This is a genomic window from Rathayibacter sp. AY1E8, from assembly GCF_002931415.1.
Classification (GTDB): Bacteria; Actinomycetota; Actinomycetes; order Actinomycetales; family Microbacteriaceae; genus Rathayibacter.
In genome coordinates this window covers 1-10,776 of sequence record NZ_PSVI01000080.1, presented here as the reverse complement: position 1 = coordinate 10,776, position 10,776 = coordinate 1, and the positions used below count along the sequence as shown (strand labels likewise).

Below are 10,776 nucleotides of genomic sequence, written 5' to 3'. Positions count from 1 at the left end.
CGGTGAACACCGGAGCGACGAGCAGGTCGTGCCCGAGCAGGTACTGCGTGTCGAGGTGGGCGGCGCTGCGGTCGTCCTCGAACTCGAGCGCCATCGGCCCCGCCCCCGGCTAGGCTGACCCCCGCAAGCAGAGGAGACCGCGGATGCCCGACCACGCGACGCGCGGCAACAACCTCGACCGCGTCAGGCGGCACAACCTCTCGGCGATCCTCCGCCTCGTGCACCGCGGCGGCCCCCGCTCCCGCTCGCAGCTGACCCGCTTGACCGGCCTCAACCGCTCCACGATCGCGGCGCTGGTCGGCGAGCTGGTGGAGCTCGGCATCGTGCGCGAGCGCGAGCCCGCCACGCCGAACCAGGTCGGCCGGCCGAGCCCCGTCGTCGAGGCCGATCCCGGAGTCGTCGCGCTCGCCGTGAACCCCGAGATCGACGCCGTCACGGTCGCCGTGGTCGGGGTCGACGCCGTCGTCCGCCGCCGCATCCGCCGCTCCGCCTCCGTCCCCACCGCCGAGGCCGCGGCCCGTCTGGCGGCCGAGGCGGTCGCCGAGCTGCTCGCCGAGTTGCCCGAGGAGACGCGGACCGTCGGCATCGGCGTCGCCGTGCCCGGCCTCGTCCGCGACGCCGACGGCCTCGTCCGGGTCGGCCCGCACCTCGGCTGGGACGACGAGCCCTTCTCCCGCATGCTCGCGGACGCGACCGGCCTGCCCGTCCTCTCGGCGAACGACGCCAACCTCGGTGCGCTCGCCGAGAGCGTCCTCGGCGCCGGCCGCGACGTCTCGCACCTCGTCTACCTCAACGGCGGCGCGAGCGGAGTGGGCGCCGGCGTCATCGTCGGCGGCGCGCCTCTGCACGGCATCGACGGCTACGCGGGGGAGATAGGCCACACCCTCGTCAACAGCGCGGGCATCGACTGCCACTGCGGCGCCGTCGGCTGCCTCGAGACCGAGGTCGGCCGCGCCGAGCTGCTCACCGTGCTCGGCCTCGACGAGAGCGAGCGGCTGGAGGAGGCGCTCGCCGCCTCCGAGGACCCGGCCGTCCGTGCCGAGGTCGAGCGCCAGCTCGGGCACCTCGCGGTCGCCCTGCGCAACGTGATCAACGTGTTCAACCCGCAGCTCGTGGTGCTGGGCGGCTTCCTCGGGGCGCTGATCGGAGTCGCGCCGGGGTTCCTGGAGGAGCGCCTGGGCCGCGGCGGCCCCTTCCGGGTCGCGCTCGACTCCGTGCGCATCGTGCGGACCGAGCTCGGCGCCGATCTGCTCATGCTGGGCGCAGCCGAGCTCGCCTTCGAGCGCCTGCTCGCCGACCCGCTCGGCACTCCGCTCCACCCGGTCTGACCCGACGGCGGGCCGAGGGGTGGCGCCACTGTCCGACACGTGATCGAATTGATTCGACCGAGCGGCGTGGAGCCGACGAGGTCCGCTCCCGAGCCGAGGACGACACCGGCCGCACCCCTCCCTCCCACCCCGCTGCGCCCTGCGCAGGAAGGCACTCCGTGTCCACTCCCGCCTCGACTCCGACCGCCTCCCTCCCCGTGCACCGCCACCCGGGCGACGCCCTGACGGCCCGCCAGCGCCTCGTCTACGTGATCGTCCTCGGCTCGCTGACCGCCCTCGGGCCGTTCACGATCGACCTCTACCTGCCGGCGTTCCCCGCGCTGCAGAGCGAGCTGAACGTGTCGGAGGCGGCGGTCCAGCTGACCCTCACCGGCACGACCCTCGGCTTCGCGCTCGGCCAGCTGGTCGTGGGCCCCTGGAGCGACGCGGTCGGCCGGCGCCTGCCGATCCTCCTGGCCACCTCGCTGCACGTCCTGGCCTGCGTCGGCGCGGCGCTCGCCCCCGAGATCGTCACGCTCGGCGTCTTCCGCTTCCTGATGGGAGCCGGTGCGGCGGCGGGCGGCGTGGTCGCGATGGCGATGGTCCGCGACCTCTTCGGCGGACGCCCGCTGGTGCGGATGCTGTCCCGGCTCGCCCTGGTGTCGGGCCTCGCGCCCGTGCTCGCGCCGGTCATCGGCTCGCAGCTGCTGCTGATCATGGACTGGCGCGGGATCTTCGTCTTCCTCGCCGCCTACGGCGTGCTGGTCGTCGCGGCCGTCGGCCTGCTCGTCGTCGAGACCCGGCCCCGCGCCGCCCGACACGAGCGCGAGCACCGCTCGCTCGTGCAGCGCTACCGGGCCGTCCTCAGCGACCGCGTGTTCCTCGGAGTGGCGGTGATCGGGGGCATGACCTTCGCCGGCCTGTTCACCTACCTCTCCAGCTCCTCGTTCCTGTTCCAGGGCCTCTACGGATTCGACGCGCAGCAGTACGGGCTGCTCTTCGCCGTGAACTCGCTCGGCGTCGTCCTCGGCGTGCAGGCGTCCTCCTACCTCAGCCGGAGGATCGGGCCGCAGTGGATCCTCGCGATCACGACGCTGACGCTGTTCACCTCCGCCGGCCTGATCGCCCTCTTCGACGTGCTCGGGCTGGGGCTCTGGGGCACGCTCGTCCCGCTGTGGTTCTTCATCGCGTCCTGCGGCTTCAGCTTCCCGTGCGTGCAGGTCCTCGGCCTGGTCAACCACGGCCGGGAGGCGGGGACGGCCGCGTCGCTGCTCGGAGCGGTCAACTTCGGCACCGCCGGACTGCTGTCGCCGATCTCGGGGGTCTTCGGCGCCGGCTCGGCCGTGCCGATGGCTGTGGTGATGATGGCGACGGCGACCGTGTCGATCCTGGCGCTCTGGCTGATCGTCCGGCCGAGGAGCGTCCCGGCGCTGCAGGACTGAGCGCTCGGCTCCGGGTCCCGGCGGTCCGGCACGCCCCGCTCCTGCGGCTCCTCCCGGGCGTTCCGGCCCTCGCTGGATCCGCTCCCGAGCGCCGCTGCTACAGTCCCCTCCCATGTCCTCCCGCGACTCCTCCGCCCTGCTCGCCGAGCTCTCCGACCCCGACCGCGACGTCCGCCTCCGCGCGGCGATGACCCTGGGCGAGCTCGCCGAGCCCGCCACCGCCGAGCCCCTCGCCGCGCACCTGTGGGAGGAGCCCGACTTCTTCGTCCGCGACGTGCTCACCTGGTCGCTCGGCCGCCTCGGCTCCGCCGCCGTCCCCGTCGCCCGCGAGGCGCTCGGCCGCGAGCCCCGGGTGCGCACGCAGGCGCTGCACGTGCTCAGCAAGATCCTCGACCCGGCGACGCTCGACGACATCGCCCCGCTGGCCGCCGACTCCGAGCCCGCCGTCGCCGCGAAGGCCCGCTTCGCGCTGGGCCGCCTCGGCGACGAGCGCGCCCTGCCGGTCCTGCTCGGCCTGCTCGGCGACGACGACGCGGAGGCGCAGAACGTGCTCACCGACGTCCTCGCCTCCTTCGGCGCCGCGGCCGTCCCCGGTCTGGAGCAGGCTCTCCGCGAGGGGTCCGCGCCGGTCCGGCGTCACGCCGCCGCCGCGCTCGGCTACCTGGGCGACGACGCGCGTCCTGCCGTCGACGCGCTGGACGGGGCCGCCGGCAGCGACGACTCCGCGCTCGCGGTCTCGGCCGTGATGGCGCTCGGCTCGATCACCGGTCCCGACGCGGCCGCCGCCCTCGAGCGGGCCTCCGCCTCGGACGACTCCCGCGTGAGCGCCGTCGCCGCGCGGCTCCTCGCGCGCTCCTCCGAGCCGACCCGGCTCGACGCCCTCCGCGCCGCCCGCCTGGCCCGCGCGGCCGGCTGAGGCGCGCCGCGAACCCCCGCGGGGGAAGGCCGGGGATCCGCAAGGCCGCTCGAACCCTGTCATGAACCCCGCCGCGCGGACGCCGGTTTTCTGATCGGTCGGCCGCGCCGCCCCGCAACCCCCAGCGGGGGAACGCCGGGTGACGGCATCATGTCCGGATGGATCACCGCGACGACCGCCTGTCGACCGAGCCCGGAATCGCGCGCCCCGACGCCGTCCAGCGTGCGCGGATGCGCGAGCAGGTGCCGTCCGACGACGTCGCCGCCCGGCTGCTGACGAAGGAGGCGGCCCACCGGGTCTCCCGCCGCTGGCCGCTGATCTCCGCGTCGCTCGCGATCCTGCTCACGGTGCTGCTCGCCGTGCTGATCGCCTTCCGCCCCACCTCGGCCTTCCGCTTCGACGTGGAGTGGATGGACGAGATCGTCGAGCACCGCTCGCCGGTCTGGGACATCCCGGCCCTCGTCATGAACACGGTCGGAGCGGGGCTCGTCGGCACGACGCTCATCCCGCTCGGCATCGTCGCCGTGCTGCTGGTGTTCCGCAGGCGGTGGGCGGCGCTCTACTACGCGATCGCCGCGCTGGTCAGCGTGGGCGCCACCCAGCTCGTCAAGGAGCTGGTGGGACGCGCCCGCCCGGCCGACATGCTCGTCACCAGCGACTACGGCTCCTTCCCGTCCGGCCATACCGCCAACGCGGCGACGACGGCGATGGTGCTGGCCCTGGTGTTCCCGCTGCTGTGGGTCTGGATCGCGGGCTTCCTCTACACCGTGGCGATGATGGCGAGCCGCACCTACCTCGGCGCCCACTGGCTGAGCGACACCGTCGGCGGCCTGCTGCTCGGGATCGGCGTGGCGCTCGTGGTCTGGGCTCCGCTCGCCGGCCGCCTGCGCACCGAGGCCGAGCTCCCGCACCCGCCGATCTGGATCCGCCGCACCACCTGACCGGCATAGCGCTCCCTGCGAGGGCTTCGAGGCCCCGAGGATCGGCGCCCGAGGAGCGCGGAGGCTCGCCGATCAGCCGAAGGCGGCGAGGGAGTCGAGCTCGTTGAAGGTGTAGACGTGCAGGCCCGCGAGGCGGTCGCCCGCCGCCGCTTCCAGGCGCGCGACGAACGCGGACGGGTCGAAGCGGCGTCCGCGGAGGAGCCCGCCGGCCACCGAGGTGCTCCGCTTCAGGAAGCCGAGCGAGGAGCCCACTCCGATCCGCGCGCCCAGCGTCAGCAGCCGCGAGCGCTCGACCGGCCCCGGCACCCCCGCCCACAGATCGGCCGTGATCCCCGTCTCGCGGAGCCGGTCGGCGTAGCGGACCACCGCGTCGACGTCGAAGCACATCTGCGTGACGATCGAGCGGATGAACGGAGCGCGCTCGCGCAGGTGCCGCTCGATGCTCTCGTCGGAGAGGTGCGGGTGGCCCTCGGGGTAGCCTGCGATGTCCAGGGCCAGCCCGGGTGAGATCTCGCGGGCGTCGCGGATGAGCTCGAGGCTCGTGGAGTAGGTGCCGGCCGCCGAGGACGCGTCGCCCGAGATCACGAACGCCTCGTCGATCCCCGCCTCGCCCATCCGCCCGAGGACCCGCTCGAGTGCGGCGCGGCCCTCGACGTTCCGCGCCGCCAGGTGGGGCACCACGCGGAACCCGCGCCCGGCCAGCGCGACCGCGCAGTCCACGGTCCGCTCGGTCCCGTGCTTCGGCAGGCTCGTCACGGTCAGCGTCACCGCGGAGGGGTCCGGGAACGCCCGCGCGGCGCGCTCGCCGATGTCGTCGGCCGGGATGATCTCGAAGCGCGCGCGGGTCATCGGCCCAGCCTGCCACGCGGAGCCGGAGCGGTGCGGGTGGTGGCCGCGGCCGCACGAGTGTCGGAGGGGCGCCCTAGCCTGGAGCCGATCGCCGCCCGGTGGTCGCGGAAGGAGTCGCGTGTACCTGGAGTCCGGCCGCGTGGTCACGAGCCCCACCGACCTGTCGAACTGGGCGGCCTGCGAGTGGGCGGTTCTCCGCCGGTTCGACGCCCTGCTGGGCCGCGCCCCGCGCCTCGAGGCCGAGAGGGACGGGATGCTCGAGCGCACCGCGGTGCTCGGCGACGAGCACGAGCACCGCTTCCTCGCCGAGCTGAAGCGCACGCACGAGGTGCTCGAGTTCGAGCGCCCCGAGCCCGCCGGCTACCCCGCGGCGGCCGAGGCGGCCGTCGAGGCGATGCGCGCCGGGGTCGACGTGCTCTACCAGGCCACCTTCTTCGACGGCGAGTTCCTGGGCTTCTCGGACTTCCTCCTCCGCACCGCCGACGGCGCCTACGAGGTCTACGACACCAAGCTCGCCCGGCACGCGAAGATCCCGGCGCTGCTGCAGCTCGCCGCCTACGCCGAGCAGATGCAGGCCCGCGGCATCCGCGTGGGGGAGCAGGTGCACCTCGTGCTCGGCGACGGCTCCGTCACCAGCCACGAGCTGGCCGTCGTCGCCCCGGTCCAGCGCGTGCAGCGCGCCCGGCTCCGCGCCGTGCTCGACGAGCGCCTCGCCGCCGACGAGACGCTGGCGTGGGGCGATCCGCGCTACCCCTCCTGCGGACGCTGCTCGGTCTGCGCGCCCGAGGTCCAGGCGCACCGCGATCCGATCCTCGTCGCCGGGATGCGGCTCGACCAGCGGGCGAAGCTCGGGGCGGCCGGCGTGCTCACCCTCGACGCGCTCGCCGAGCACGACGGCCCCGTCCCCGGGCTGAGCGCGGGCACGCTCGAGGGCCTGCGCGCCCAGGCGCGGCTGCAGCTGCGGTCGGAGTCCTCGCCGGTGCCGGCCGTCGAGGTGATCGACGCCTCCGTGCTCGCCGGGCTGCCCGCCCCCGACCCGGGGGACCTCTTCTTCGACTTCGAGGGCGACCCGCTCCACACCGAGGACAACCGCGAGTGGGGCCTCGACTACCTCTTCGGCATGGTCGACGACCAGGAGCGCTTCACCGCGCTCTGGGCGCACGACCTCGCGGCCGAGCGCCGGGCGCTCCTCGACTTCCTCGCGCTCCTGCAGGCGCGCCGGGTCGAGCACCCCCGGATGCACGTCTACCACTACGCCTCCTACGAGCGCAGCCACCTGCTCTCGCTCGCGCTCCGCCACGGGGTCGGCGAGGAGGAGGTCGACGCGCTCCTGCGCGACGGCGTCCTGGTCGACCTGTACCCGGTGGTGCGGCGGGCGCTCCGCGTGGGCTCGCGCAGCTACTCGCTCAAGAAGCTGGAGCCGCTCTACATGGGCGAGGAGGAGCGGGACGCGTCCGGCGTCACGAACGCCGCCGACAGCATCGAGATGTACGTGGAGGCGCGCGCCGCACAGAGGGTCGATCCTGTCGAGGGGCAGCGCGGGCTCGACCTCGTCGCCGAGTACAACGCCTACGACTGCCGCTCCACGCTCCGCCTGCGCGACTGGCTCCTGGAGCTCGCTCCGCCGCGCGAGGAGCTGCCGCCGCTGCTCGAGGTCGAGATCCCCGTGCCCCGCGAGCCGCACCCGGTCGCGGTCGCACTGCTGGCGCAGGTCGAGGGGATCGAGCCGCGCGAGCGCACGGCCGACCAGACCGCGCTCGCCCTCGCCGGCGCGGCGATCGACTACCACCGCCGCGAGGCCAAGACCTTCTGGCAGGAGCACTTCGACCGCCTCCGGCAGCCGCTGGACGAGTGGGCGGACACCCGCGACGTCGTGATGATCGACCGGGTCGAGGTCGTCCGCGACTGGGCGAAGCTCCCGCGCGCCCGCACGCAGTCGCGCGAGCTGCGGATCCTCGGCCGGCTCGCTCCCGGCAGCCGGCTCGGCACCGGCTCGTCGCCGTACCTGGTCTACGAGGCCCCGGCGCCCCCTGGTGCGCCCTCGCCCGGTCCCGGTCTGCGCGGCGCCTCCGAGCGCTCCGAGATCCTCGCGGTCGACGACGACGGGGAGCGGATCGTCCTGCTCCTCAAGGAGGGCCTGAAGGCGGGGGAGGATCCGCACGACGACGCTCCGGTCGCCCTCGCCCCCGCGCCGCCGCCGCGCGCCGCGCCCCAGCCCGAGGCGATCGCGGAGTGGGGCGGCGAGGTCCTCGACGCGCTGCCCGCGATGCTGGCCGACCCGGCGCTCGACGTCCTCCGCCGCGTGCCGCCGGGAGCCGTCGCTCCTGTGCAGGGCGACGACGTGATCGGCGCGGTCGTCACCACTCTGCTCGGACTCGACCGGGCGACCCTCGCGGTGCAGGGTCCGCCCGGCACCGGGAAGACCTACGTCGGCTCCCACGTGATCGCACGGCTGGTGAACGAGCACGGCTGGCGCATCGGCGTGGTCGGCCAATCGCACTCGGTGGTCGAGAACGTGCTGAGCGCCGTCGTCGGCCGCGGCGTCGATCCCTCCCGCGTGGCGAAGGTGCCCAAGAACGGCACATCGCCCGAGGCGCTCGAGGCGGCGCCCTGGGCGCCGGTGAAGAACGCGGCGGCACTCACCGCGGTCCTCGAGGAGGGCGGCGGCTGCGTCATCGGCGGCACCGCCTGGACCTTCGCGAACCCGGTCACCGTGCCGCGCCGCTCGCTCGACCTCCTGGTGGTCGACGAGGCCGGGCAGTTCTCGCTCGCCCCGACGATCGCGTCGGCCGTCTCCGCCCAGCGCCTGCTCCTGCTCGGCGACCCGCAGCAGCTGCCCCAGGTGAGCCAGGGCGCGCACCCGGAGCCGGTCGACGAGTCGGCGCTCGGCTGGCTCGCCGACGGGCACGACGTCCTCCCGCCGGAGTACGGCTACTTCCTCGCGCAGACCCACCGGATGCACCCGGCGCTCTCCGACGCCGTCTCCGAGCTCTCCTATGAGGGCGCGCTGCGGTCGCGGGCGCCGCAGGTGCGCCACCTCGAGGGGGTCGAGCCGGGCGTGCACTCCGTCCCGGTCGAGCACGCGGGCGACACCACCTCCTCGCCGGACGAGGCGAGGCGCGTCGTCAAGATCGCCCTCTCCCTCGTCGGCCGCGCCTGGACCGACGAGCACGGCGAGCGGACGCTGACCGCGGCCGACGTCATCGTCGTCGCGCCCTACAACGCCCAGGGCGGGCTCCTCCGCACCGCCCTCGACGCCGCGGGCCTCGAGGAGACGCCGGTCGGCACGGTCGACCTCTTCCAGGGCAGGGAGGCGGTGGTCGCCATCGTGTCGCTCGCCGCGTCCTCCGGGGCCGACGTCCCGCGCGGAATGGAGTTCCTCCTCCTGCCCAACCGCCTGAACGTCGCGGTCTCGCGCGCGAAGTGGGCGGCGTACCTGGTGCACTCGCCGGCGCTCGCCGCCTCGCTCCCGACCTCGCTGACCGGCCTCGGGCACCTCTCCGGCTTCCTCCGCCTGCTCGAGCAGGGGGAGCGGGCCGCCCCGTGACGGATCCGGTGGCCTAAAGGCGCGCTCCGCTCCGATTCCGTCGGTGCTCGGCATGGTGGACGACGCGATCCGTCGCTACGGTGTCCCCATGAGAATCCTCCTGGTCGGCGCCGGCGGCGTCGGCGACGCCTTCGCGAAGATCGCCGCGCGCCGCTCCTTCTTCGAGCAGATCATCGTCTGCGACTACGACCTCGCTCGCGCCGAGCGCACGGTCGCCTGGATCGCGGAGCGGCACGGTGCCGACGACCGCTTCGTCGCCGCGCGGATCGACGCCTCCGACGCCGAGAACGTCGAGACCGTCGCCCGCGCGCACGGGGCGACCCACGTGATGAACGCCGTCGAGCCGCGCTTCGTCCCGACGATCTTCGCCGGAGCGCTCGCCGCCGAGGCCGACTACCTCGACATGGCGATGAGCCTCTCGCTCCCGCACCCCGAGCGGCCCCACGAGCTGACGGGGCTCAAGCTCGGCGACGAGCAGTTCGCCGCGGCGGAGGAGTGGTCCTCCCGCGGCCGCCTCGCCCTGGTGGGCATGGGCGTGGAGCCGGGACTCTCCGACGTCTTCGCCCGCTACGCCTCCGACCACCTCTTCGACGAGATCGACGAGCTCGGAGTGCGCGACGGCGCGAACCTCGTCGTGCACGACGCGGACGGCCGCGAGATCTTCGCTCCGTCCTTCTCCATCTGGACCACGATCGAGGAGTGCCTGAACCCGCCGGTGGTGTTCGAGCGCGACCGCGGCTGGTACACCACCGCCCCCTTCTCGGAGCCGGAGGTGTTCGAGTTCCCCGAGGGCATCGGCCCGGTCGAGTGCGTGAACGTCGAGCACGAGGAGGTGCTGCTGATGCCGCGCTGGCTCGACGCGAAGAAGGTCACCTTCAAGTACGGCCTCGGCGAGCAGTTCATCGGCGTCCTGCGCACCCTCCACCTCCTCGGCCTCGACAGCACCGAGCCCTTGCGGGTCCGCTCGGCCGGCGGTCCCGTCGAGGTCTCGCCGCGCGACGTCGTCGCCGCCGCCCTGCCCGACCCCGCCGGCATCGGCCCGCGGATGACGGGCAGGACCTGCGCCGGCCTCTTCGTCTCGGGCACGAAGGACGGCGCCCGCCGCGAGGTGTACCTCTACCACGTGAGCGACAACGAGTGGACGATGGCCGAGTACGGCACCCAGTGCGTGGTCTGGCAGACGGCGCTCAACCCGGTGGTCGCCCTCGAGCTCCTCGCGACCGGCGTGTGGACCGGCGCCGGAGTGCTCGGGCCGGAGGCGTTCAGCGCCGACCCGTTCCTCGAGCTGATGGCCCGCCCCGAGGCCGACGGCGGGTACGGACAGTCCTGGCACGTCCGCGAGGACTGACCGGCGCCGCCGACCTAGGCTGAGCCCATGAGTGACGACGACGGGCTCGCCTCGGCGAGGGACGAGGCGCGCGCGGCCCTGGAGGCCGCCCGCCGACTGCAGGCGGAGGCCGCCGAGGCCCTGGCGCGAGCGGAGGCGGCGGCCGCGGCGCTGAACGCGGCGGCCGGCCCGGAGGAGGCGGAGGCCGTCGCGGACGACGTGCGGCTGGTGGCGGCGTCGGGGAGCGGAGCGGAGCAGTCCGCTGCTCCCGTTGCCCCGGACGCCGTCGCTCCGGACGCCGTCGCTCCGGACGCCGTCGCTTCCGGTCCGATCGCTCCGGATGCACCTGCTCCGCCTTGCCCTCGTCGCCGACGAGGTAGGTGAGCACGGCGCGGAGGTCGGACAGGTCGACGAGCGGGAGACCGGCGCTCTCGGCGTAGTGGAAGA

Annotated in this window: 9 protein-coding genes and 1 pseudogene; 7 read left to right on the top strand and 3 right to left on the bottom strand. The window is 74.4% G+C overall.

What is annotated here, in order from left to right:
* Positions 1–94 (bottom strand): hypothetical protein (locus tag C5C74_RS18080; RefSeq protein ID WP_146083098.1); only part of this gene is annotated, 94 nt, incomplete at its 3' end.
* A 49-nt stretch (positions 95–143) separates the two neighbouring features.
* On the opposite strand from C5C74_RS18080, the gene C5C74_RS15960 reads away from it, so the two are divergent.
* The 4 genes from C5C74_RS15960 to C5C74_RS15945 all read left to right on the top strand — a co-directional run bounded on the left by C5C74_RS15960 (position 144) and on the right by C5C74_RS15945 (position 4,606).
* Positions 144–1,328 (top strand): ROK family transcriptional regulator, encoded by a 1,185-nt coding sequence (locus C5C74_RS15960; RefSeq protein ID WP_104227455.1) that lies wholly within the window; start codon positions 144–146, stop codon positions 1,326–1,328.
* A 158-nt stretch (positions 1,329–1,486) separates the two neighbouring features.
* Complete coding sequence (locus tag C5C74_RS15955; RefSeq protein WP_104258263.1) at positions 1,487–2,749, top strand: multidrug effflux MFS transporter; 1,263 nt, start codon at positions 1,487–1,489, stop codon at positions 2,747–2,749.
* Positions 2,750–2,861: 112 nt separating this feature from the next.
* The gene (locus tag C5C74_RS15950) at positions 2,862–3,665 is read left to right on the top strand and encodes a HEAT repeat domain-containing protein (RefSeq protein ID WP_104234526.1); all 804 of its coding nucleotides are present in this window, start codon (positions 2,862–2,864) and stop codon (positions 3,663–3,665) included.
* A gap of 158 nt (positions 3,666–3,823) precedes the next feature.
* Positions 3,824–4,606 carry a phosphatase PAP2 family protein gene (locus C5C74_RS15945; RefSeq protein WP_244229597.1) on the top strand — a complete coding sequence of 261 codons (783 nt, stop codon included), beginning with the start codon at positions 3,824–3,826 and terminating at the stop codon, positions 4,604–4,606.
* Between the two features lie 72 nt (positions 4,607–4,678).
* Here the strand turns inward: C5C74_RS15945 and C5C74_RS15940 are convergent, their stop codons facing one another.
* A complete protein-coding gene (locus tag C5C74_RS15940; protein WP_104351874.1) occupies positions 4,679–5,455 on the bottom strand; it encodes a methylenetetrahydrofolate reductase in 777 nt (258 codons plus the stop codon).
* A gap of 118 nt (positions 5,456–5,573) precedes the next feature.
* Here C5C74_RS15940 and C5C74_RS15935 point away from each other — a divergent pair, with 118 nt between their 5' ends.
* The 3 genes from C5C74_RS15935 to C5C74_RS17170 all read left to right on the top strand — a co-directional run bounded on the left by C5C74_RS15935 (position 5,574) and on the right by C5C74_RS17170 (position 10,713).
* Positions 5,574–9,002 (top strand): bifunctional RecB family nuclease/DEAD/DEAH box helicase, encoded by a 3,429-nt coding sequence (locus C5C74_RS15935; protein ID WP_104261754.1) that lies wholly within the window; start codon positions 5,574–5,576, stop codon positions 9,000–9,002.
* Positions 9,003–9,090: 88 nt separating this feature from the next.
* The gene (locus tag C5C74_RS15930; RefSeq protein WP_104251121.1) at positions 9,091–10,350 is read left to right on the top strand and encodes a saccharopine dehydrogenase family protein; all 1,260 of its coding nucleotides are present in this window, start codon (positions 9,091–9,093) and stop codon (positions 10,348–10,350) included.
* A 27-nt stretch (positions 10,351–10,377) separates the two neighbouring features.
* Positions 10,378–10,713, top strand: a complete 336-nt coding sequence (locus C5C74_RS17170) for a hypothetical protein (protein ID WP_146083097.1) — start codon at positions 10,378–10,380, stop codon at positions 10,711–10,713.
* Here C5C74_RS17170 and C5C74_RS17950 read toward each other — a convergent pair.
* Positions 10,679–10,776: pseudogene (locus C5C74_RS17950) on the bottom strand (helicase HerA-like domain-containing protein); the annotation flags it as partial. The gene C5C74_RS17170 and the pseudogene C5C74_RS17950 overlap by 35 nt on opposite strands.

Bases quoted from the DNA above. Each gene is read 5' to 3' on its own strand.
- C5C74_RS15940 (WP_104351874.1), bottom strand. From the start codon at position 5,455: ATGACCCGCGCGCGCTTCGAGATCATCCCGGCCGACGACATCGGCGAG.
- C5C74_RS17170 (WP_146083097.1), top strand. From the start codon at position 10,378: ATGAGTGACGACGACGGGCTCGCCTCGGCGAGGGACGAGGCGCGCGCG.
- C5C74_RS15945 (WP_244229597.1), top strand. From the start codon at position 3,824: ATGGATCACCGCGACGACCGCCTGTCGACCGAGCCCGGAATCGCGCGC.
- C5C74_RS15930 (WP_104251121.1), top strand. From the start codon at position 9,091: ATGAGAATCCTCCTGGTCGGCGCCGGCGGCGTCGGCGACGCCTTCGCG.
- C5C74_RS15960 (WP_104227455.1), top strand. From the start codon at position 144: ATGCCCGACCACGCGACGCGCGGCAACAACCTCGACCGCGTCAGGCGG.
- C5C74_RS15950 (WP_104234526.1), top strand. From the start codon at position 2,862: ATGTCCTCCCGCGACTCCTCCGCCCTGCTCGCCGAGCTCTCCGACCCC.